The 24,777-nt window shown below is 39.4% G+C and carries 16 protein-coding genes; 6 read left to right on the top strand and 10 right to left on the bottom strand.

The annotated features are described in order from the left end of the window. Positions 1 to 19 precede the first annotated feature (19 nt). On the bottom strand, positions 20 to 1,978 hold the full coding sequence (acs, locus tag E2H97_RS10075; protein WP_133407016.1) for an acetate--CoA ligase: 1,959 nt from the start codon (positions 1,976 to 1,978) through the stop codon (positions 20 to 22). Positions 1,979 to 2,274: 296 nt separating this feature from the next. Here acs and E2H97_RS10070 point away from each other — a divergent pair, with 296 nt between their 5' ends. Both E2H97_RS10070 and E2H97_RS10065 read left to right on the top strand, forming a co-directional pair. Next, positions 2,275 to 3,867, top strand: a complete 1,593-nt coding sequence (locus E2H97_RS10070) for an ABC-F family ATPase (RefSeq protein WP_133407015.1) — start codon at positions 2,275 to 2,277, stop codon at positions 3,865 to 3,867. A 346-nt stretch (positions 3,868 to 4,213) separates the two neighbouring features. Further along, positions 4,214 to 5,029: a cupredoxin domain-containing protein gene (locus E2H97_RS10065; protein ID WP_133407014.1), complete on the top strand. Its 816-nt coding sequence runs from the start codon at positions 4,214 to 4,216 to the stop codon at positions 5,027 to 5,029. A gap of 65 nt (positions 5,030 to 5,094) precedes the next feature. On the opposite strand, the gene E2H97_RS10060 is transcribed toward E2H97_RS10065, so the two are convergent. From E2H97_RS10060 to E2H97_RS10050, 3 genes are all read right to left on the bottom strand, one after another. Then, positions 5,095 to 5,865, bottom strand: coding sequence for a phytochelatin synthase family protein (locus tag E2H97_RS10060; protein WP_133407013.1), 771 nt, complete (start codon positions 5,863 to 5,865; stop codon positions 5,095 to 5,097). Between the two features lie 86 nt (positions 5,866 to 5,951). Continuing rightward, positions 5,952 to 6,446 carry a hypothetical protein gene (locus tag E2H97_RS10055; RefSeq protein WP_133407012.1) on the bottom strand — a complete coding sequence of 165 codons (495 nt, stop codon included), beginning with the start codon at positions 6,444 to 6,446 and terminating at the stop codon, positions 5,952 to 5,954. A gap of 147 nt (positions 6,447 to 6,593) precedes the next feature. Then, positions 6,594 to 7,508, bottom strand: a complete 915-nt coding sequence (locus E2H97_RS10050) for a M14 family metallopeptidase (protein ID WP_218938208.1) — start codon at positions 7,506 to 7,508, stop codon at positions 6,594 to 6,596. 359 nt (positions 7,509 to 7,867) lie between these two features. Here E2H97_RS10050 and E2H97_RS10045 point away from each other — a divergent pair, with 359 nt between their 5' ends. Beyond that, positions 7,868 to 12,898, top strand: a complete 5,031-nt coding sequence (locus E2H97_RS10045) for a hypothetical protein (protein ID WP_133407010.1) — start codon at positions 7,868 to 7,870, stop codon at positions 12,896 to 12,898. 88 nt (positions 12,899 to 12,986) lie between these two features. Beyond that, a complete protein-coding gene (locus tag E2H97_RS10040) occupies positions 12,987 to 13,679 on the top strand; it encodes an SDR family oxidoreductase (RefSeq protein WP_133407009.1) in 693 nt (230 codons plus the stop codon). Between the two features lie 72 nt (positions 13,680 to 13,751). On the opposite strand, the gene atcC is transcribed toward E2H97_RS10040, so the two are convergent. The 4 genes from atcC to atcJ are packed head-to-tail and all read right to left on the bottom strand — an operon-like array spanning position 13,752 to position 16,220. Continuing rightward, a complete protein-coding gene (atcC, locus tag E2H97_RS10035; RefSeq protein WP_133407008.1) occupies positions 13,752 to 14,651 on the bottom strand; it encodes a cold adaptation protein AtcC in 900 nt (299 codons plus the stop codon). A 10-nt stretch (positions 14,652 to 14,661) separates the two neighbouring features. After that, positions 14,662 to 15,420, bottom strand: a complete 759-nt coding sequence (atcB, locus tag E2H97_RS10030; RefSeq protein ID WP_133407007.1) for a cold adaptation protein AtcB — start codon at positions 15,418 to 15,420, stop codon at positions 14,662 to 14,664. Continuing rightward, a complete protein-coding gene (gene atcA / locus E2H97_RS10025) occupies positions 15,420 to 15,914 on the bottom strand; it encodes a cold adaptation protein AtcA (protein ID WP_133407006.1) in 495 nt (164 codons plus the stop codon). Before atcA ends, atcB begins: the two co-directional genes overlap by 1 nt. Before the next feature lie 24 nt (positions 15,915 to 15,938). Continuing rightward, on the bottom strand, positions 15,939 to 16,220 hold the full coding sequence (gene atcJ, locus E2H97_RS10020; RefSeq protein WP_133407005.1) for a cold adaptation protein ActJcold adaptation protein ActJ: 282 nt from the start codon (positions 16,218 to 16,220) through the stop codon (positions 15,939 to 15,941). A gap of 278 nt (positions 16,221 to 16,498) precedes the next feature. Between atcJ and E2H97_RS10015 the strand changes: the two genes are divergently transcribed. Both E2H97_RS10015 and E2H97_RS10010 read left to right on the top strand, forming a co-directional pair. Continuing rightward, on the top strand, positions 16,499 to 19,636 hold the full coding sequence (locus tag E2H97_RS10015) for an ankyrin repeat domain-containing protein (protein ID WP_133407004.1): 3,138 nt from the start codon (positions 16,499 to 16,501) through the stop codon (positions 19,634 to 19,636). A gap of 41 nt (positions 19,637 to 19,677) precedes the next feature. Then, positions 19,678 to 19,959 carry a hypothetical protein gene (locus E2H97_RS10010; protein WP_133407003.1) on the top strand — a complete coding sequence of 94 codons (282 nt, stop codon included), beginning with the start codon at positions 19,678 to 19,680 and terminating at the stop codon, positions 19,957 to 19,959. Positions 19,960 to 20,039: 80 nt separating this feature from the next. On the opposite strand, the gene E2H97_RS10005 is transcribed toward E2H97_RS10010, so the two are convergent. Both E2H97_RS10005 and E2H97_RS10000 read right to left on the bottom strand, forming a co-directional pair. Beyond that, positions 20,040 to 21,938, bottom strand: a complete 1,899-nt coding sequence (locus E2H97_RS10005; RefSeq protein ID WP_246028990.1) for a phytase — start codon at positions 21,936 to 21,938, stop codon at positions 20,040 to 20,042. Positions 21,939 to 21,949: 11 nt separating this feature from the next. Beyond that, complete coding sequence (locus E2H97_RS10000; protein ID WP_133407001.1) at positions 21,950 to 24,667, bottom strand: TonB-dependent receptor; 2,718 nt, start codon at positions 24,665 to 24,667, stop codon at positions 21,950 to 21,952. Positions 24,668 to 24,777 lie beyond the last annotated feature (110 nt).

Below are 24,777 nucleotides of genomic sequence, written 5' to 3'. Positions count from 1 at the left end.
AAGTCACCGTTCTTGATGCTTATTCACAATGCGGTGGGTTAATTCTATTTTCAATCAGTTGTTCAATAACAGCAGGTTCGGCTAATGTGGAACTATCACCAAAATTATCATAATCATTGGCAGCGATTTTACGCAAAAAGCGACGCATAATTTTTCCACTTCGGGTTTTAGGCAATTCAGGTGCCCATTGAATGGCATCAAGTGTAGCCAAAGCACCCAAGTGCTGCCTAACCCATTGAGTGAGAGTATGTTTCAACTCATCTGAAGGTTCGGTATTTTCCGTCAAAGTCACGTAAGCGTATATGCCTTGTCCTTTGATATTATGCGGATAACCGACAACGGCAGCTTCGGCAACGTTTGTGTGACTGACCAAAGCGCTTTCTACTTCTGCTGTACCTAAACGGTGTCCTGAAACATTGAGTACATCGTCCACACGACCTGTGATCCAAAAATAGCCATCTTCATCGCGTCTAGCGCCATCACCCGAGAAGTAATAATTTTCGAAAGTGGAGAAATAGGTTTCTTCAAAGCGTTGATGGTTGCCATAAACCGTACGCATTTGCGATGGCCATGAACCTGTGAATACTAGATTTCCTTCACCAGCACCTTCGATAATATTACCTTCATTATCTACTAGCTCTGGTTTGATACCGAAGAATGGAAGCGTGGCGGCACCGGGTTTTGTTGCCGTTGCACCGGGTAATGGTGTGAGCATCGGCGCGCCTGTCTCGGTTTGCCACCAAGTGTCAACAATTGGGCAGCGTTGTTTACCGATAACTTCGTGGTACCAAAGCCATGCTTGAGGGTTGATTGGCTCACCAGCTGTTCCCATTAATCGTAATGAATCCCCCTGATAGTCATTGAAACTATCCGCACCTTTTGCCATTAATGCACGAATAAGCGTTGGCGCAGTATATAGAACGGTGACCTTATGACGGTCAATCATTTCACCAATACGTGAAGCAGAAGGGTAGTTAGGTATGCCCTCATGCATCACAATTGTCGCACCGTTACATAATGGAGCATAAACCATGAAGCTGTGACCTGTAATCCAACCTACATCGGCAGTACACCAGTGGATATCGTCGTGTTTGTAGTCAAATACATACTCATGAGTCATGGAAGTATAAACCAGATAGCCACCAGTAGTATGCAATACACCTTTGGGCTGACCTGTTGAACCAGAGGTATATAGTAAAAATAATGGGTCTTCGGCGTTCATTGCCTCTGCTAGATGTGTATGGTCAACTTGAGCACACGCTTCTTGCCAGCAAATATCACGATTATCAACCCAAATCGAACTGTTGCCTGTGTGTTGATATACGATGACAGTTTCGATTTGTCCTTCATCTAATTGCTCAATAGCATGATCGACATTTGCTTTTAAAGGAGTGATTCTACCGCCACGAACACCTTCATCGGTGGTAATAATGACTTTTGAATTGCCATCTTTCACACGTGAAGCAATTGCATCAGGTGAGAAACCTGCAAAAATAACAGAGTGAGGCGCTCCAATACGCGCGCAAGCCAACATAGCAATAATGACTTCAGGAACCATTGGCATGTAAATGGTAACGACTTCGCCTTTGGTTACACCTTTGGATAATAATACGTTAGCAAACTGACAAACACGTTCATGTAATTGGCGATAAGTAATGGTTTGTTGGTTTCTGGCGTCATCGCCTTCCCAAATAATTGCAACTTTATCGCCTTTCGACTCTAAGTGACGATCCAAACAGTTATAGCTGGCATTTAATTGACCGTCTTCAAACCAGTTAATGTGGATATTACCTTTCTCAAAACTGGTATCTTTAACCTTTGAATAAGGGGTAAACCAGTGGAGTCGCTTTCCGTGTTCTCCCCAAAACTCCTCAGGTGTTTCGATAGATTGCTTATAAAGAGCATGATAGCCCTCAGAATCGATATTGGCTTGATTTACAAATTCTGCAGAGGGTGGGAATAGAGTATCTTTCATCATAGCTTTTCCTTGCATGTGTGAGGTCGTGAGTGAGGTTCTGTTTTTATTAATGTTTTCTCACTTCGGAAGAACGAAGAGTTTGAAAGCAAGTGATTCATTACTCTTTGAACGTTGCTTTCGATACTAACAAATCCGTATGTGCAGTGATGTAAGACTTTAGTATTGCCATGGGTAAGCTTTTATAAATCAAAAATACGGTAAGGAAACTGATGAAATACAGATTTTTTCTGGTTATCCCACCAGTGAGTGCGTATAATTTCGCTGTTTTTTCTCTTCATTAATTCGGAAGTTTCTCTGTGATCACAACTGCAAATATCACAATGCAATTTGGCTCTAAGCCATTGTTCGAAAATATCTCTGTTAAGTTTGGTGGTGGTAACCGCTATGGCTTAATTGGCGCAAATGGCTGTGGTAAATCCACTTTCATGAAAATTCTTACCGGTGAACTAGAACCGTCTAGCGGTAACGTTTCTATCGATGTTAACGAGCGCGTCGGTAAATTAAGCCAGAACCAATTCGGTTACGAAGAATACAGCTTGATTGATACTGTGATCATGGGGCACACCGAGCTTTGGGCAGTTAAAAAAGAGCGTGATGCAATTTACGCTATGGCTGAAATGTCTGAAGAAGACGGTATTCGTGTAGCTGATTTAGAAATGCAATACGCAGAAATGGACGGTTACTCAGCAGAATCTAGAGCTGGTGAATTACTTTTAGGTGTGGGTATTGGTATTGAATCGCACTTTGGTTTGATGTCTGAAATTGCACCGGGTTTAAAACTTCGTGTACTTTTGGCTCAAGCACTGTTCTCTGATCCTGATTTGCTGCTACTTGACGAACCAACCAACAACTTGGATATCGACACCATTCGCTGGTTGCAAGAAGTGCTTAATGAACGTCAAAGCACCATGATCATTATCTCGCATGACCGTTACTTCCTAAACTCTGTATGTACTCATATGGCAGATTTGGACTACGGTGAGCTGAAGATCTTCCCTGGTAACTACGACGAATACATGACTGCGGCATCACAAGCTCGTGAACGCATGTTAGCTGACAATGCCAAGAAGAAAGCACAAATTGCTGAACTGCAAACCTTCGTAGCTCGATTCTCTGCTAACGCTTCTAAAGCCAAACAAGCGACATCTCGTGCTAAGCAGATTGATAAGATTAAGCTCGATGAAGTTAAGCCTTCAAGCCGTCAAAACCCGTTCATTCGTTTTGAACAAGAGAAGAAACTGTTCCGTAACGCACTAACCGTTGAAAAACTATCTAACGGTTACGATGAATTGCTGTTTAAGAATCTAGATATGATAGTTGAAGTGGGTGAGCGCGTTGCTGTATTAGGTGAAAACGGTATCGGTAAAACAACTTTACTTCGCACCTTAATTCAAGATTTACCGCAAAAAGACGGGCTTATCCAGTGGTCTGAAAACTGTAATATCGGCTACTATGCACAAGATCATGAAGCTGATTTTGAAAACGACATGAACCTATTCGACTGGATGAGCCAATGGCGCAAACCAGAAGACGACGATCAAGCTGTCCGTGGCATTTTAGGTCGTATGTTGTTCAGTGCTGACGATATTAAGAAGTCAGTGAAGGTTCTATCTGGTGGTGAAAAGGGTCGCATGCTTTTCGGTAAGTTGATCATGCAAAAGCCAAATATCCTAATTATGGATGAGCCAACCAACCACATGGATATGGAAACCATTGAATCGTTAAACAATGCGCTTGAATTATTCGAGGGTACATTATTGTTCGTAAGTCACGATCGCGCCTTCGTATCATCACTCGCTAACCGCATTGTAGAGATCACCCCGAAAGGTGTAACAGACTTCAAAGGTAGTTATGATGAATTTCTAGCTAGCAAAGGGATTGAAGGTTAATTAGCCTCTTTTGAATTGAATGCGTTTATCGAAAGGTAAGCGCATTTTTTTATGGCATTGTTTGATTTAATAAATAGTATGACGTGTGGTCAGATTAGTGGTCTATTATGATTTTCATATTTCTGATTTTTAGGTCTGATAGAAGCTTTATTTTGCTAACTCTATGATTTTGTAAGTACAGGGCACTTAGTATTGAGTTTATATTCTAGTTTTGTGTTTGTAACTTGCTAATTTAGTTAGAGTTATAGCTCTTTTAAATTTAAGATAATGTATTGATCTAAATCAAATCTCCATTTAGTCTCCGCTCCAGAACAATAGTTTGAAGTCATTGTTTTGGAGAAATACCATGCTAAAGAAAAAAACAACAATCGCGGCATTACTTGCTTCTGTATTTATCAGTGGAACCGCTTTTGCAGAAAGATTTACTTTTAACATTTCTAATCCAACCCAAAATTTACAAATTAAGATGGGGGATATTCTCGCAGTTGAGTCTACTGATAGCGGAAGATTGATTCGTGTTTCAAAGGATGCATACGATACATGTAACATTGATTCGATCAAAGAGAGTCGACTGGTCATTGGGGATTTTCAGCCGAGAGATGGAAATCCGTGGACTCTATACATAGTTGCTCGTAAGTTGTCAGCAAGCTTACCAGGCATAGCAAGTTATGAAGAAGGTAATAATTATTACTTTATCGTTCAAGACGATAAAAACTCTAACCAAAGGTGTTTAGACAATAATGGAAAGTTTTCTTTTTACATTAAAACCAAAGAACAACCTAAACCACCAGTAAAACCAGAAAAACCGTCAGGTCCTACACAAGCTGAAATTAATCAAAAGATTGTTAGTGATATTCGTTTTATCAACAGAACTGAGCTAAATAAGCATCCTCAAACTGGTGAGTATCGTGTAAATGGTATCGATAAAGATGGTCGTATCAGGCTGACATATTTAAACGGTATTCACTTGAATCATGCAAAAGTACCAGCATACCGAAATAAAGTATTTTGGGTAGTTGAAGAGAACGGCACTAAGCATGTGTACTCTGGCCGTTTAGGCTGGCATGCTGCTAATGGTGGGTATGCTTTTTTAATTAGAGATAACAACAGTTATCCTTTTCCAAAAGTAAATTCAGGCTTTGTAATTGAATCAATCCACTAGTAATTATTGATTCTAACTGTGTATTGAATATTTACGTGCATAGCTGGATAGCATCTTACGCAAGATCACTTAGGTATTTGGGACATTAGCTTTATGTCCCTTTTTTGTTTTAATTGCTTAGGTATAAATAGCAAACCTCTGCTGTTGTGGCTTGTAGAGTCAATTCCCTGTGTTGCCTTGTAGAGTTCGTTTGCTTTTACCCAAACAGGTGGGTACTTATAGCGTGCGACATCTAAGATGAGAAAGCTATCAGATTTAGGGTTGTAAGCTGCAATTGGCGAAAAATGCCCACCACCGACTTGTTTAATTGTTTTTCTATCGTAATTAACGATCACAAACCCTGTTTGGAGTGTATGAGTCACCTTAGATTTAAACTGGTCTAAAGTAGATATGTTTATGCCATAAACCATTTTTGTGTCAGGTACATATACCTTACTGAGCTCATAGGCTTGATCTAAAGTGAGTCCTTGATGATTAATCATCGTAGGTGTTATTTGCTTGCTGAGTACTTGGTGATCATAAAATAGGTTTTGTTGGTTAAACAATTTATATGGGTAGTGTTCTGGTGCAATGGAAGGTTTTATTTCCATAGCATTTAACACCATAACAATTGACGCTGGAGCGCAATACGCTAAGCCATTTTCTGTAACGTAATATCGTGATAAAGACCAATAATTGTGGTTAAATTTTTTGGGAGAACTGGTAAGCTGCTCAATTCCTGTTGCCGAATCTAATCGAATTAGGTTACCTGGAATAGGGAGGTCAGGGCTGGCAGCAAAACTATTAAAATTAGCAGTAAGTAATAAAATACCAGTGAAGAGCTGAGATATTTTCATGTCTAAAACCAAGTTAAAGCAACAAGCTGCCCCATATTCATATAGCGTGGCTGAACGCTGGCTGTCTATGCTTAACTTTGCTTAAGTCATGAATTAATGGTGAAGTGATGATAAATAACGGTTTGCTGTATTGTCCAATGCATAAAGAACTTATTTGCCTGTGTTGTCATCACTGTTTCCATTGGAATGAGTAAATGAGATAGCGGTTGATATTGATATTTGGTTTTAAATGAAAAGTCGTGGTGATTAATATATTTATGGTAAGTATTCGTTACTATATTTTGCTTAATGCTTAAATGCTCACAATCTAACTTTTCCTCCCTAAAATACTCTGTGGCTTTATCAATATCAGTCATTCCACCTTTCACTAATATCTTTTTATTTGAATAGGTTGGTTTTTGTTTTTTGTAGTTAACATGTTCAGTTAAGTCTGAACGCATTTTACCATCAACAAGAACGGATACCCTTTTATCAAATGAAAAATCTGATTGATTAAGCTTTGCTAAGCCTGCTTGAAATTGATTGCAGGCAATAACTTGGCTTGAAATAAAGAATAAGCCAACTGCAAATAATGTCTTCATAGCAGATTAATTAAAGAGGAATTTTCACTGATGGTAAGCTGGCGTTCTCTAGGTGTAAATGAAAAACTGGGTCTCGTTCAGCTTGTTGTAAATAGTGTGATTTCATTACGTCGAGGTAAACCATGTATGATTTACCTCGACTAACAGTTAACCGATTGAGATTAAATAATCTAATCCGCCTGTAATCGCTGCAACTTGAGCAAGATTACACTCTTTATCAGTAACTTTAGGGCTATCAGGGTAGACTTCGGTTGTTGTGCAGTATATACGGTCAGTAAAACCTGCGCATAAACCCAGTTCTTTGGTTGGATAATTAATAACGCCATCTTGTTCGACGGGCTTACTCAAAATTTGCCCGTCGCCTTCAGGGGGCGCAATGTGAGTAACCTTTCGAACTGAATCAATAATGGCTTTTTGAAAGTCAGGTTGAGGCATATCTGAATCACCTACAAGGTAAAAACCATCAGGAATCGTTCCTTCGGAATAGGCTTTACCATCTCTTGCGGCGAGAGCAGGCCGAAACTCTTCTTCATCAGAGTCAGTAGTTTCATGCAAGTCGATATGAGCCAAAATATCTACATTCAAGCTTTTGACAAAAGCCATGGCTTGTGCGGCTTCTTCTGATGGGCTTTTGTCATAAAAAGAGCGATTAGGATCAACCGCATTAGGATTCCAACGGTTAATGGTTTCGTAACCCCATGGGCTAATGCAAGGCAGAATGATGATATTAAAGTGTTCAACGTATTTTATAGCGTATTCTTTTGCAAAGAGAATTGCCCCTTGTACACCACTGGTTTCGTAACCGTGTACGCCGCCAGTAATCAATACTGTAGGTTTATCATCTTGCCAATTTTTAGATGTTAAAGCGTAAAGAGGGTAGCGATGAGGGTTGATAGGCAAATTCCCGTACTGACTCACTTTAAAAAAATCAGACAAAGCTTCAAGTTTGTAGATGACTTGGGTTTTGTATTCACGTTTTACTTCTGCTTGAGCCAGCCAAAATTCTTTTTCTTTTTGTTGCCAAGGTTTATTGGGTGTACCAATTGGATAGAAATGACTCATTGTTATCTTTATTTTGTTGGTTTTAAGATAGCTTAATATGAGACTGATTGTGTTAGCAACAGAAGCTGAAATGAAGAGTTGAAAAAAATAGTGTTGTTATGCATATGTTGTTCATGGCGTTATTAGTAAGATGGTTTGAGTAAAAGGATTATTCAGCTAAAAGTGGTGCAGAGGGATCTAAGTTTAAAACTTGAATATCATTAATTTTCTTATGGTTAGTTAATAATGTCAGTGAGATCAATTATTAATTTGTCTAAAAATGAAGCAACTTTAATTAATAAAATAATTCCTCGTAATTCTCGTAAATTTTAATTTTGATACATTCACTAACAATTTGTTTAAAAATTTTTGGTGAAATCATGGCAACCTTCGGAGTAGTTGAAACTTTACCTACAAAAATTTCAGTAGACGAGTCATTAGACAAGCAAGTCTTTACTCAAGCTCGGTTAGCTATTGAACACAACGATTTGGGTAGTTTTGAGAGAGCGGTATCTCAAGACCAGTTTCTCGTTACTTTTCAAGATCAAGAGCACCACCCAGAAGGAACTCAAAATAATATATTTCACCTGTTGCTAGCTTCTAACTGTTCGAATAAAAGTAAAATGTTAGAAGTACTATTAAAAAAGCCAAAAGCAGGAGAGGCTTTAGTTGCTGTAAATGGTGATGGTTTCACTCCAATACATATGCTTAGCAAAGTTCATGACAAAAACTTGCTGTCATGTTTGGAGTATTTATTAAACCAAGAAATAATAAATCCTAGTATATTAGCTGATGCTTTTTGTGAAAGTGATTTTTCAAATAATACCCCCTTTCATCTTTTATTAATGAGAATAACTAGAGATAGCCCTGATGCTTCTCCAAAGTTTCAAGCTACATCGCATCAAGAAATTCTTAAAGTGTTGAAATTGGTTTGTAAGCATGCCCCAGAAAGGGTTAAAGGGGTATTTACTCAGCCCAATGCAAATTTTCTAACTGTCGAGGACTTACTAATAGTGTTATTGGAACATGCTGAGGCTAATAAGAGTAAAAACCCAAGAGAAAAATTACATATAACCCGACTTGTAAAAAAAATGCAAGAAGAGTTAACCAAGTTTGAGGTTAGGTTAGTAGTAGAGGAAAAAACTAGATCATCGGCAACTTCAACACCTTTAGCTACTCAGTCAGTAACTCCAGCACCATTAGTAACTCAGCAAACGGCACCAACAACAAGATTTGTAACTCAATCAGCTGCACCAACAGTACCATTAGTAACTCAGCCTTCAGCTCAGCAAAACTATTCAGCTACAGAGATGATGTTCAGCTTAGCACAGACGACAGTCCCTCAAACTCACAATCCAAATTCAAGTGTTATTAGTAAACCAATGGCTCAGCATATGTTGACGCCAGCAGTTCATGCAGATTCTACTTCTACTTGGGGAGATTTGCCTAGCCTCTTTATGTCTCCACTTCAAACTGGTAATGGTCATAATCCTTATTGTCGAAGTGGTATGGAAGGATTTTCATATACTATTCCGCAAGCCCAATCGCAATTACCAATCGTAGAAGAAGAAATGGAGAGCTTGGGTGAAAATGATCCCTTAACTGCTCGACTGCTTGCTACCGATACAAAAACAGAAACTAGTGATGAAAAAGGGCTGCATGGTAACCACGTATCTGCTGGTCTATTCGGACACCCAACGACCTATGGCTCTTATCAAGGCTATCCTGCTGCAGGATGGCCTTATCATCAAGGTTATTATTCTGTACATCCTTATGGGAACGCTTATCATAGTCAGCCCGATCCAAGAGGAATTATATTTGGTCACCAAAGTAATCCTCTTCCACCAGAGCTAGTCGAACAACAGTGGGACAAGATGGTGGAAGCTCTTATTGATGAAGTAAGAAGAACAGATGTTAAATATTATACACCTGAAGTCTGTATTGTTTTAAGCAGGGCTTTGAACAGAGCAGAATCGAAACAATGGTTTGTTAACTCAGTGTTTCCAACTTGGGATGGAAGTTTGATTCTGATGGGTGATGTCATTCAGTGGCTAAAGGAGGAAATTGAACAACCTGAATTATCTCCTGAAGAACAATGGTTGCAAAATAAGCAACAATTTTTAGAAGAATTAATACGCCAAAATCCTGGTGATTTTTCTTCTTCAGATATTACCAAATTGAGTAGAACGATTGACCGTCATAGACCAAATTTTGAGAGCTATTTGTGTAGACGCTTAAAAGGAGAGGCGTTTACAGGAGAATTGATTCAGTGGCTTAAAGGGGGCATAAGAGCCATCGGAATAATGGATCCTCAAGCTTCTCAAGCTATGAGAATGTTGCCTGTAGAGCTTACCATCGTGCCTTCAGCGCAGCAAAACTCTATTGGGGATACTGAACATGCTCATAGTCCAACAACGCTAACCACTAGCGCTCCCCAAGCCATTACTTTAGTTGGAGATGGAGATGATCATTGGCAGCACACTAAAGCCTCTTTTGTGTCGGATCTTATTGCTAAAAATCCTCGGGATTTCTCTATCGCTGATGAGCACTCCTTAGATGCAATGATTTCTCAACGAAAAGGCGAGTTTGAAAATCATTTCAAAAGCTGGAAAAAAGGGGAGCCTTATTCGGCTGAGTTTGTGACTTGGGCGAAGGGCGAAATTAGAAAAACAACGGAACAGCAGTTTGAAGCTCCTAAAGTGGGTAAACAACATTCTGAAATACCTACAACTGATATCACTCAGCCTTCTCAAAATCAGCAATCTGTATCAGTAACGCATCTTCAAGAGCCTCAGACTGCAACAGTAACAACCTCAATTGCTACCAAAGCAGCAACGCCAATGGCTCACGAAGACAAATGGACTAGGGATAGGTACTCAACGATAGAAAAGCTGGTGAGTTTTTCCGGGGAAAGGATATCTTATGGTGATTTGACATTCTTATTAGAATGGACAGAAAAAAATAAGCCATTAGTTGAAGAGCGTGAACGTTTAGAAGCTGATAGAAGTAAAGTTACTGAGATGGAAGCCAAAACTCTTGAAATGTGTAACATGGTACTTAGGGAGCTGAAGAGGCCTGTAATTGGAATTAAGCAAGGTGAGGATTTTGACCCTGAAGCACAATGGAAGCAGGTTGAAAGGCCCGCATTTATAGCGCTGCTAAGAGAAGCTAATAAAGAGGAATTTGCAGAAGAATATGAAGAACAGTTGTGTCTAATTATTGATAAACACAAATCTAAAGCCCAGCAGTTACAGGCTAATCTATCACAGGCTGAATTTACGAAATTAGCTACAACCATCTCAGCTGAGCTGAAGGTTGCTAAATTGGACATTGCAGAGCAACAAGCAAAAGAGCAAGTAGAAGAAGATCTAGTCTGGAGAAGGAGGTGTTATAGCTTTTTTGACACTCTCATTGTTGAAAGTAATGGACTTTTGGCATATTCAGATATTGCTAAGGTTATGAAGTTATTCGAAAAATATAAAGATCAGATTACAGAAAGGGAGGTGGCATTCGAGCAAACTGGCTCTAATTATGGCAGAGTTGCCGACTTAACAGATGAATTAGTTAGACAGTTACTTGAGGAACTTGGTCTAAGTGATGTAGCAAGAGAGAAAATGCTGCCATGCATACACACTCAACCTAAGTCATTAGCACTAGCGGCTGATGAAATTAAAGCTTCTGATCGAGCTGGCGAGATGTACGATGTATTAACCGCATTTTTTCTGGACGATTTTAAACCATATCCATATAACCTTGTAATACAACAAATTAAAAAATACCCCGCTGAATTAAAGGCATTTGAAAAGGCAACTACGGCCGTAGCTCAAGAGCAAGCAATTTTTCGATTTTCTCATTTGATTAAAAGGGATTTGCAAGTACTTGAAGCTCGACAGCGGCAAGTTGAAGTTGCGAATTCCACAAGAACTCAACAAAGCTTTGTACAAGAAGTTGAAGTACCAAAAACGCATGGTGAAAAACCAACACCAGTTCAACCCGCAGTTACACTTGTTGCCAAGCCTACCATGTTGCCAGCAGCTGATGTGATGGACTCGCTACGAGGAGCTAAAATCGGTGTTACTGACCGAAACACTAGAGATTTATATAAAGCGGTGGATAGAACAGCGCCATTGGTACAAATTGTCCCTGATGAGTTAGAAGAGTTACCAGAGTATTTACATGGATGTAAACCTGATGGGTGCATTGATTTAGCAGCTGTTTACCCAAGGCCCGGAGTTATGATCATTGATAACATGGAAGTTGATGTTCCACCACATGCTCGAGCATTAGCTGCTTTAACCAATCAAGTTATTTTAGGTCAATTAAAATCAGAAAGGCTTGATGAAGCACTGCGGGTAATGCAGCAAGATTATTATATAGATCCGAAGGAATTTAAAGTAATTAGAAGTGACCTTTTAACAAGGCCAGTAATGACAGAGTTGAAAGTCATGCCTGATGAAATGGCGGAAGTTCGAACATTAAGATTAATGATGAATAATCTTAGAGCTAGACGGAATCTTAGCCCTGCAGCCAGTTGTGATTGCCAAGGATTAACCAATTCACTTGAATATGCACTAAGAGGTTTAGGCGAGCACGAAATAATTGCGACACCAAACCAAGTTGATGTTCTTTACTACCCAGTGGCTGTTGATAAAGCAGGAAATAACGAGGTTGGGTTTTGTAATGAAAGGTTAGAGGCGAAAACTGAAAAAGTTGAATTGTTTTATCGTGCTTTATCAAGTAAGCCTGGATCTGAAAGGTTTTCTGGGCGCCGTTATATTGCGTGTAAAGGAACAAAAATAGATGAATCAGGCGGGCATTGGTTACATATTGTAAAGATGAGAACGACAGGTCGATATTTTGGGGTTGATCCGCACAGTAACGCCATCTTTCCGATTTTAGATGAAAATGAACAGCCTACATGGGTGGCACGAAGATTTTTCGATGGTACTGCAATTTGCACATGGAATCAGAGCTTGGTTTCTGATGAGTATTTTAAAGAACTCTTAACTTGTAGTGATTATATTTTAAAACAAGAGCGAGCATGTGCAATTAATCCTAGAAGTGCCAAACCTAAATACAAAGAAATAGAAGAGAGTTTGTTTCATCACAGTGCAAGGTTAAGAAGAGCTGAAGCTTATAGATTTGCTTTGAATTTACTTGCGCCAGAAAGGGGGGCATTACTAGTAAAATTAGAAAATCAGCAACAAGCTATTAGAAAAAATTTCAATATAAAAGCCTTACCTTCAAGAATGTCTTTAAGGCAAGTGTTAGAGGAAATAGTACGATTTTATCCAAGCATTCAAAATGCACGAGATGATGACAGTCGACTCAAGAGGTATGACGAGGTGTTAATGCAGCAATTGAACACTGTACTTGGTTATTCTGTAGGTATGAATATGGAACGTCGTTAGAGTTTGGTTTATTCAACTCTGTACTGAACAAGTAATGCTGCCAAGTGTCTTGCTATATGATATCTTCACAAAAAAATGAGGAGTCATTATGAGTAAGACACTTTTTATTACAGGTGCAAATCGCGGTATTGGATTAGCGTTAACCAGAGCTTATCTTAGTGATGGCTGGCAGGTTATGGCAACTTGTCGAGATCCTGAATCGGCTAATGAGTTAACCGCATTGATTGAAGAATTTGATAAGTTAGAGATCTTCGCTTTAGATGTGACCGATTACGATGCGGTGGCTGATTTATCTAATGAATTAGGGGATGCTGATTTTGATCTGTTTATCAACAATGCGGGTTACTACGGACCTAAAGGTTATGGTTTTGGTGAAACCGATGTTGATGAATGGCGAAAAGTATTTGAAATCAATACTATCGCTCCACTAAAACTGGCAGAAGCTTTTTACCCACAGTTAAAATCGTCTCAAGGCTTAATCGCAAATATGTCATCAAAAATGGGATCGATGGAAGATAACGGCAGTGGCGGCAGCTATATTTATCGTTCTTCAAAAGCGGCATTAAATTCAGTTACCAAATCTTTATCCCTTGATGGTTTAGTCGATGGTGTAAATGCTGTGGCGCTTCATCCGGGTTGGGTACAAACCGATATGGGCGGACCGAATGCCCTTATCACACCATTAGAGTCAGCAACGGGATTAAAATACGTTTTAGATAATTTTTCCGAAGAGCAAAATGGCGGCTTTTTTGATCCTAAGGGTAACTCTATTCCTTGGTAAACTTTTAGCTGACGGTAGATACAAAAATCCCCGATATATAATCGGGGGTTAAGAAGATTTCATTCTTGAAAATTACAGAACGAAATACTGAGGCCAGCCTAATAGCCCATTCATTCCTGCTTTCTGCTCGATTCTATCAAGCTTTTCAGGTGTTGAACCTTTGAGTGTTTCAGCCTGATAAACCTTAGCAAAACTTAAAGTACGAATAACTGCTGCATTAAAGTTTTTATTAAGATCTGCATTGATAACATCTTGTATCGAGTCTGGTAAAGGTTCCAGCTGTTTATTAATAAACTCTTCAACAAATTCTGGCTCTAGCCATTGTTCTTCGAAATCTATTGTAACGATGTTTTTCTTTAGATCCTCTTTCACTTTTGTGTGAACACCAAAGAACAATCGATAAATAATGGCTTCGGCAAACATTTCTTCAATAGTTAAACAATCGAAGGGGTCGTATTTTCCATTAGCAAAAAATAACGCTTTAACGGCTTCAGCCGCTTGTTGAGTTTCAAACTCTTTAAGCACTTCTTGGTAATTGTCCCAACCGTTCCATTCATCAGTATCAGCAGGAGCCGAGACACTTTCAAGTAGGCGTTGGTCAACATCACCATATACCGATTTAGCATGCAGTAAGCGATACTTACTGGCAACCGTCAACATGCTCCAGCCTTTTTGAAAGCTCTTAACCAAGCCATCAGGCTTTTTAAGCAGAAGCATAGCTTTCACTTGATCATGATTCGTCAGTGCTGCAAGACCTAGGCTGGCAACACCAATCACATCTTGTGAGGCTTGTTCCAATAAATGCATTTTGTATTTATTGTAAAACTTATCCGCAAGTTTTAGGCTCATAAGCACGCCTTTGTGCTTGATTTGAGCTACTTCTTCTTCAGAGAAAATTTCCTCTTCTTTGGCGAAGTTCAATACTTTTGATAGAAAAGGACCTTGATCCAAATCTCTTAATACGATTTGCATTGAGTATTCCTTAGTCTAAAAAGCTAAACATATCGTCAACTTCTGAATACTCATCTTTTGACTCGTTCTTTTCTTTAGCTTGAGTAACGATTTCACCTACAAACTTATTTATGATGGTTTGCCAGTTTGATGATTGGTTTTTCAGTAGGTTCTTGATTTGCTGCTCGACTTCAGGTGCAAGTTCTTTGATGAGCGCCAGTAAACTACGCGGATCATCAATTTCTAGACTGCGAGACTCTTCTGCTTCAGTGCGGTCTGTGTAACCCACAGTGGTTCCGTCATCTTCATCATCAAAAACATCGGCAATATTATTGTCCAGATCGTCTTCAGACGGTGTCATCAACAATTCGATAAATGGAATTGAAAGATAAAATAAACCTGCTGGCTCTTCTGCAATACACTCAAGTACTTCAGCTTGCTTTTCCTCGCTTGGCTGAACTCGAATTAAATAGGTTAAAAAGTCGAAGGTTTGCTGCATCAGTTCATCTGCATTACTTTTGACTTTTTCTTCCCAATAAAGCGGTTGCTGACAAACGATGTCACGAATTTGTTCAGGCGTCATCAACTCTGACATGATAGATGGGCAAGAAATATCATGGTTGCTGTTGATTTGAGTGAGCGTCACAATATCCATGTTTTCGATGACTTCAACTAACTGCTCATCATTCATGGTATTGGCGATCAGTTCAAACTTCTTGCTGGCTTGCTTAGGTTCAACATCCGCTAGTTGTTTGATTTCTGCTGCGGTTAACTCAATGAGACTATTCATTAATATTCCTCATCATAATCATACTGATCTTGATATTCGTCACTGTAATCATCGTTATGTTCGTTGAGATCTTCTAAGCCTTCTTTTTTTGCAACAGGCTTAGTGTCGATAATCATCATTTGAAATAATGCGGCACAACTTTGCTTTAATAAGGCTTCAGATTCATCTTTTACAGCCTTAACCAGTGGAATATCTTCATTATTAAATGCAACACTGACTTTAAATTCATCCCATGAAGGCATGGTGTTGTTATCTATCCAGTTTTGCCATTTAAGGTGTACTTGCTCTGGAAAACGAACATTGCCATATAGAGCGACAGTGAGGTATTCAGGTAACGAACTTAGCATGCTGGCGTCAGCCAATAGCGCTTTCTTCATTTGATTGGTGTATTGAGCCAAGGCTTCAGGTGTATCAGGGTCTTGGTAAGACTCAATGTTTTCAAGCGCGTCTAACTTTAATTGGTTGACGTAATTAAGATCGAGTTGATCAGTCATAGTAATCTCAAGGTACCAATAGAATTAAAAATAACCATCCCACAGCTCTTTCATGGCAGCGGTTGGATCGTTAACAATGACATTATTAAAGTCACGAATAAATGCTTTACGAGATTTAGGGGAAGACAAGACTTCATAAGCATTTTGAATGCGTTGTAATAAAGTAGCAGCGTGTTGCTTTTCTTCCTCTGATGCATTTATGAGTTTATCGGGATGATATTTATTTGATAAACGTTTATACGCTTTTTTGATCTCATCGTCTTTTGCGTTGGCTTTAATACCCAGCACAGTAAAGTGATTTATCATGTATGTTCCTGACTTATATATGAAAATATAATTTCGACAGAATAGCTTTAGAGAGTTAAAAACTACCACGACCGCACATAATATCAAAAGTTATCGACTTTGTCTCAGTAGAAAATTAAAGGGACGCTGGATATATTTCGTTTTCTAAATCCATGAAGAGTGCATTTCATGATAATGATAAACAGTTAATAAATAAGACATAAATTAAGGAAAATTAACTGTGCCACGCCCTCATTTATCTATTATTAGTATTATTTATATTAGTGAGAGCCTAGGTAATGTCAGTAGAGCAAACAGCAAGCGGTGTAATGGCTAGCCAAGAATTAAGTTCGGACTTTCAAGAGTTGGAAGGTGTAGATTCTCGTGCACTTTCAGAAGGTTTCATCCGGTCACTTGCAAATATTGCGCAATCTGAGCATATAAACTCTGTTGATCTTCAGCGATTTGAAACAGCCTTAATGGAGCTGGAGGAGAACTCTATCGACATAGAAAAATCATCACCGCTTTTTGTTGCTAGGTTAAAAAAAATTACACAACTTTTAAATGATTCTAATGTTCCAGTTCAGAGTAAAGTTGATGCTGTAGCACAAATGACACGCTGTTTTGTAATAAAATCCAATGTTCTAGATGCCGATCTTCTAGATTACCCGCTTGTAATCCTAGAGACTGATAAAAGTGAAGATGATCGCCATGAACGTTGTGAAAAAACTCAAGAGTTACTATTAAAAGCCATAGATGGTGTGGAGGTTTCACAAGCAAGCCCGAAAAGGAAGCTAACTACTGAAGAAAAAAAAGCGATTGTCGATCAACTACGTCAGGAATACGGTATCGTTCTAGGGGCTAGAGTATCCCCAAAATCATCACCTAAAAATGTACGAAATATAAAGGGTATTGTGGCGCAAGTTAGGCAGCTTGTTCCAGTTCAATCATTAGTTCATTTAACAAAGCAATCTGTGCCTTCAGATGTGGTCGCTATGGAGAACATGCGCTTTGTGACAGAAGCAAATGGTGTAAAAACTGCTGATGGTGTTCGATTTTATTGTGCAGATAAGCAGACTGGAATCCCTAAATTAGTCACATCTGCTGATCTTACTCCCAGTGAATTCAAAGAGCTGTTAAATTCTGAAGATGGTAACGCTCTTGTTATTCAAATTATATCGTCAATCGATAGTCTCGAGGAATGGGACAAATTTTATCATCAAAAGCTGAGTGCAAAAGTAGTACCTCCACTTTCTATGATTGCTGAGCATGCGATGTTAATTACATTAGAAAAGCTTGTTGCAGATGGCAAAATTAAGCTTACCGAACCGTATGCATGGCAGTGGGCAATTAGGAAAGAGCCATTTGCAATTGTAGTTGCAGATTTAACCTCAAGCCGAGTAGCGGCAAAATATACTGCTGAGACAGCAAAAATGACTTATGAAGGAGAATTGTCGGTTATTGAGTTAGGAATTGCTGTTGAGCAAGCATTATCTGTTGCAAAGCTTTCTGATGAAATCGTTGATTTTCGCCGTCAACAGATATTGGAATGGTGTTTGGCACGTTCAGGAGCCAGAAAAGCATTAGAGGAATTACCTGACAGTTTGTATATCAAGGAACTGGAGAATCCTTTGGCGAAAGAACAAGCTGAGTTGCTGTTCAAAGGTTTTCCACCTTTGGTTGAACGGGAACTTAAAAAGGCAGAAACCGTTGCAACAGTTACTGACTTATATGCCAAGGGTCATTTTCCTGAAGATGTAAATGATCCAATTTGGATGCAATTAACTAACTTATTCGACAACCTTGGCAATTCAAAGCTACCGATTACGGATGACGATGTTTCTTTTTGGAAAGAAGCAATAAAAGAAAAAATAGCAAAGTGGCACCAACTGGGTAAGCCTGAATTAAGGCCTGGAATTAAGAATATAAAAGAAAGAGTATCAAGTTGGGCAGTAAGGCAAGCACAAGAACAAGAAGAAAAAATTAAAGCTGCAAAAGAAGCTGAAATTAGAGAGTATCAGCTACAAAAAGAGGGTAAGTTGAATGAGTTAAAGCAAGAGACAATGTTAACTTCATTTTTAAACAAGCTCACAGAATTTCATCAGCTATATAGTGCTGAGTTTGAAATGGAAGTTGAAGAGTTAAAAGGACAAGCGCAGAGAATTGACGAACGTGATTTAAGAGATGAGGTTAAAGTCAAAGCGGCGTTTACTAAATTTCTGAAGACTTGTTCCATTGAAGAGCTACAAGTAGTATCCCCACTTTTGATCACTTTTGAGTTCCGCCAATTGGCAATTACTCGAGCTGATGAGCTTGGAGCTTTGGATAAATATTTAGATGTCGTTAACGGTTCTAGATTACTTGATTGGCTCCCTAGGTCAATGCTTGAAAAATGCAGTACAAGTTCTAGAGATACACTCTTGATGAGAGCGATTAGTGCTGGTGCCAAAATTGAAAAGTACGCTGCAGCAGCGGATGTCAATTGCAGAGGTGCAGGAGGAAATACACCGCTTATGACTGCTTTGAGCTCGGGGAATAAGCAAGCGGCTATGTACCTAATGTCTCTTGTCGATATAGATCTTGAAGTAGTTAACGACAATGGACAAAATTTGCATCATTTTGTAGCGTTACATGCGGATTCAGAAATTAGAGATCTATGGCTCTCTGCTAAAACCTTAAAAGCAGATATTAATGGCAGTGATAAAAAAGATGTATCACCTTTGATGTTGGCTGTTGAAAGGGGAGATATGGATGGCGTTGAAGCCTTTATAAAAGCTGGAGCAAGCGTTGACACTACAGATGAAAAAGATGAGTTAATAAGACGTGCCATTATTTCAGATAACCCACAAATTCTACTTTATGTTGCTTCCAAATTTAAATGCAACCTTCAAGCTGTCGATAAAGGTGGCAATAACTACTTACATTTTGCTGTCAGGTATTCGAAAGACAAATGTCTTGAGGGGTTACTACAAAATGGCTTATCGCCATTTGAAACCAATAATGAAGGTAAAACTCCACTAGAGTATGCGGTTGATACCAATAACATCGGTTGTATTAGAGTGTTTAGTTTATACATGGATCTTGGTGGTGTTGTTGCCTTAAGCGAGCAACCCATTCTTCTATATGCAGTGAAAAAACGAAAAGCATTTGCAGCTGGAGAGTTGATGAGTCATGTACAGTTTGATGAAACTTTAGTTGATGAAGAAGGGCACAATCTTGCTCATATTGCTGCAATCAATGGGGATGCTTATACAATTGGTTGTTTGCTCAAAGAAGGCTTTGATATCACTACTCCAGTTGGATATCTTTTACCTGCGAATTCTGCTGCTAATAATTCAAAGTTTTATGGCCTAAACTATGCACAAATTGCACATAAAATTTCCAAAGAAACTAAAGGGGGTCAAGAGATCACCAAAGGCTTCCAAGTGCAGTGTTAGCTAGTGAGCGTAGTGTAATAGACAAGATTAATGCAGCTAAGATGCAGCGGTTGGAGCAGAAAAGAGTAGAAAGGGAGGCACGTGTTAAAGCTATTCAGGCAGAATTCCGACTACAAGAAGCAGAGTTAGCAATACGCATGCAGGCGGCAGAATTAAATAGTCGTCAAGATACAGTATCCGTTGATACTCTGCCAAAACCCGAAATTCAATTAACAGAGTTATCTGAAGCTGAACAGCCAACAACTGAGGATGAATTAAGCCTTGAAGGTGGCGTACCTATGGTGGAATTAAAACCAAAATCTACTCAAGACGATGAAGTTTAGCGATTCAATTAATTGTATAAGATGTGAAAACAAGGCACAGGCTTTTGACCTGTGCCTTGTTACTTAAAATAGAGCTTAAATTACTTCACTAATAATTTATTGATTTCACTCCAAGGCACCCATTTAAAAACTTGGTTTCCATCAGGCAAGCGATTTCGACCATCCTGAACCGCCAACATTCCTTGCTGCCAAGCGCCTGAACCTACAGCTTTTGAAGTAACGGCAAGGCCGTCAGTTTCAGAGCTGCCGTCGATACCAGTGTCAAAGTTTGTACCAATTCTAAAGTGACCTTTGAATGTATAAGGCGCTTTTGCATCATAGATGACATAAGAATCATTACCTTGGCTTGAAGCGACTAAATAGGTTTCATCTTTACCGTGATAAAGGGCTAACCCTTCAACATCGGCTACAAGTTGCTTGCCGTCCGCCTTCAAGATCAATGAGCCTTGAGTGCTTGCTTCAGGTTTAGCACTAAAGTGCCAAATACCAGTGTCTTCTTCACCAATAAATAAATCACCAGTATTGTCATCCGCTACACAACCTTCTACTTGAGAAGGAGCAGATAGGGTGCGGATATTTTCAATACTCGGTTTCATACCTTTCCATGAAACTTTGTATTGAATAGTTTTACCTGACTTTTCATTCGCTAAAGCAAACAAATGAGAGCCATCGTTATACAAACACATTCCATAGATGTCAGATAAATCAGTTGTAAGCTTTGCAAGCTCTGTAACTTTTCCGTTTGAACTGACATCGTAGAAAGCAAGCCTGTCGCCATCACGAAGACTGGCCACGGCAATATCGTGCTTATTGCCATTGATAGTGATTCCTTGGCGAATATCAACATTGTTGATACGTCCTGTTGCGATAGATTGAACCTCTTGACCTGTCATATCGAAAACTTGTAAGCCCCAACGTTTTTGAGCACCAAGGATCAGGCTTTTTTCAGGTGAGGTAGGGTGAACCCAGATAGCAGGATCATCCATAGTATCGCCAGAACGGTCTGAAGTTCCACTTTCAACCCAAGCAGGAATTTCTGAAATAAGAGACTCTTTATTAACAGGTTTAGGTAGTTCGAGGTTTAATGAAGCAAAACGATAGCTATCGACCTCATCATCAAAACTTACGATTTCAACTTCATTTCCAACATTGCGAGCCGTGAGTTTTTCAACTTCATCACCGGAAATTTTTGCAACTTGACCCTCTAAATCAAAAATGTCGCCAGATTCATTCTGATAAAGCAGGTTACCGTTCAACTCAAATAGCGATGTGATCTTGTTGTTCGGTTTAGAAACAACTAATTCTGTTTCATTAGCGGCTTCAGGCTGAGCACTGTATTTCCAAATGCCCGCATTTTGTTCAGCAATATATAAGCTGTCGCTATTTGCATCATAAGCACAATCTAATGAACCAACAGGAACAGACAGCTTACGAACAAGGCGAGGCTTAAACTCTTTGCCGTTAGAGAGTAACCATTGCTCGGCGATGCCATGCTCACTACCAAACCAAGCGTAAGTTAGTCCATCTGCTTTACGCGGTTGCATGCAAAGCCAGTTGATTTCAAAGTCACGTTTAGGTAGTTGAACTTGGACGTCAGGCTTACCATCTTTGACGAGTATTGGTTGCACTTGATCATTGCGACGATCATAAGTGACCACCAAATCATCATGGATACCGAGTAACGTAAACTCGCCCTTTAACCAAAGTTTGCCTTTAGGATCTTTGTTGTTGCTAACAATAAGCAAACCTTGCTTTTCGCTAGTAACTAACCAACCGTTATCAAACGGTTGTGCTTGCCCACCTTTAACATCGCTAAAACTGGTATATTGAGGTGAAATTACTGTAGCCGCTTTAGCTGCTTGCTGAGCTACTGGCTCACTTTGATTACAAGCCGTCAAGCCAAGTAAACCAGCAGCAACAGAGATTCCTAAAAGAGTTTTTGTAAATGTTTTCATTCTATTATCATTATTGTTAGTCATTATGATTTACCTTAAAAGCTTACCATTTGAACACCAAGCTGGAAGGTACGACCGTACTCTTCAAACTGGTTATTGAAGCGACGTTTACCTTGGTAGCTATAGAATGGCTCATCTGTGATATTAATAGCTTTAAAGTAAACCGTAACTTGCTCTGTTACTTTTGCTTTTGCTACAAAGTCCCACTGTAGGTGGCTATCGTCGTAGATATCAGTCTTAGCCACTTCTTGTAAATATTCAGATTTATACGCAGCAGATAACCAAACGCTTGCCCATTCGTCTTCATAACCTACAGATAAATTTGCGCTAACATCTGACTGACTTGGCATAGGAATGATTTTATCGCCGATATCGGCTTCAGAATCCGTCAATGTAACGTTGGCATTTACCACTAAGTCATTGAATGGCGCAGGTAAGAAGTTAAACTCTTGAACATAGGCTAGCTCAACACCTTTAATTTCTGCATCTTGACCATTGATAAAGGTTTTGGCTTTTTCGAACTTTTTATATTGCCCCGTTCCAGCTACGTCACTTTCATAGATGAAATTTTCAATGTCTTTGTAGAATACACCCGCAGAAAGTAAACCAATACCATCAAAGTAATGTTCAATGCTCAAGTCAAAGTTCATTGACTCTAATGATTTGAGATCAGGGTTGCCGAATTCCGCTTCAAGTTCACCATCGTGATCTTCTATTAAGAAACCAGGACGTAATTCTTCAAAAGTAGGGCGGGTGATGGTATTCGTCCATGCGGCACGAATAATGGTGTTATCTGATAGGTTATATTTAGCATGTAAAGCAGGTAACCAATGATCTTCACTTGAACTTACGTTATTCGCTGAGAATTTCTCCGTTGACTCATCATACTTAAAGCCATTGGCTTGTCTATCCATGGTTTCGTAACGGACACCAGCTAATAGTCTGAGGTTGTCAAAGTCAATATGACCCATCATATAACCTGCGGTAATGTCTTCAGAGATATCAAAATCATTGATTTTAGATTCAACTTCATCAAGGTTATCGTCAGCATTGAGCTTGTTGACGATGTTCCAGATAGGTGCTGCATTAATTGAGGGACCAAAGCGACCAAGTCGATAATCGATGTCGCTTCCAGTAAAGTTACTCATAACCAAAGCATCTTCGCTAATGCCTTGTTCATCTAAGTCTTCAAAAATCCAAACATCTTCACGGTTGGTTTTATCGCGTTTGCTGGATTTCAAACCAAATTTGATTTCACCACTGTTATCGTTGATTTCGAGACTGCGGCTAAAGTTGATTTTTGCAGACACCATTTCATCTTTGGTTTTTGAGTCAGCGACTTCAATTTCTTTAAGTTCGTATTCACCAGCATCTTTGTAAGCAGCTGGGCCGATGATTCTTGGAGTATGAGTGTCAGAGAAGCTCATATCTTCAATGTCAGCTTCGAAATCAGCACCGTCTATATGACGTGGTTTGCCAGCAGACGCTTCAGAATAAGCTAATTGGTAATCAATGGTCCATTTGGTAAAACGGCTTTCACCACCAAATACATAAGATGTAATATTCTGCTCTTCAGTACGAGATTTAAGGGAGCGTTTAACTTCTGCCTCATGCTTTTGGCCAACAGCAAGTCCGAGCTCATCATCACCAATTTCCCATTTGGCTGCTGAGCTATTCCGAGATTCGGTATCATCAAATTGGCTATAAAGAGTACGCAGGTAAAGGTCGTTGTTATCGTTTGGACGATAATCTAGGTTTAAGCCAATGCCAAGACGTTCACGAGTAATATCGTAGCTACGTGCTTCAACTTCTTCGAGTAAAGGACCTTTATCAGAAAAATTCCAATTACCATCAGCTTCTACATTGTCTGAACCAAAATCCCGCTTATACCAACTTGCGGCAAAGGCCACACCGAATTTGTCATTGAAAATATCACTGTAGCTAACTGCTAGCTTAGGACTCGTTTCTTCTTTTAGCTGGTTATAGCTGGCTTCAGCTGAAACATTATAAAAAGTATCATCACGGTCAAATGCCGATAAACTCTTAACTTCAACTGCACCACCTAATGAATCAGCATCCATATCTGGCGATAGTGTTTTACTGACCTCAACAGATTGAACTAAATCGGATGGAATAACATCAAGGGCTACAGCGCGACGGCTGTCTTCAGGGGCTGGAAGGCGAGTACCGTTCATGGAAACAGAATTGAAATCTGGCGCTAAACCGCGAACACGAACAAATCGTCCTTCACCTTGATCACGTTCAATTGAAACGCCCGGAACTCTTTGAAGTGCTTCACTTACGTTGCTGTCTGGAAAGTTACCAAGAACATCAGCACTGATTACGCTCACTAGATTATCGGCACTGCGTTGACGGTTTAATGATTTACTTAACGACCCGCCTTGACCAACAACTTGAATACGTTCAATTGAGCCACTTTTTAATTTCACATTTAAGCTAGTGGTTGTATTGTCTTTGACCTCAATCGTTTTAGTTTGAGGCGCCGCACCAAGATAAGTAATGGTGACAGTGTAAGTTCCAGCTTTTAAGCCATTAAAAAAGAAACGCCCATCGCGACCTGCTGTTTGAGTTTGATTCAGTTCTTTTATCGAAACAATTGCCCCTGCTAATGGTTGCTGGCTGCTGTTGTCACGGATGTTACCTTCAAACTTGCCTGCCTCAACGGCAAAATTAGTCATCCCTGCTGCAATTAATGACAGTGTCAACATGGATAATTTAGTTGGCTTTTTCATTATTTTTCCTGTGAGTTCATCTGAGATTCGGCAAAGGTAGGAAATCAAGTTTTCATTTTTGTGACTGTAATATTGCGCCTTTGTTTAACTCGCGTTTTCGCTCCTGTTTT

The sequence above is a fragment of the Parashewanella tropica genome, assembly GCF_004358445.1.
GTDB lineage: Bacteria > Pseudomonadota > Gammaproteobacteria > Enterobacterales > Shewanellaceae > Parashewanella > Parashewanella tropica.
Note: the sequence above shows the minus strand (reverse complement) of the source record. Positions and strands in the feature narration are given on the sequence as shown.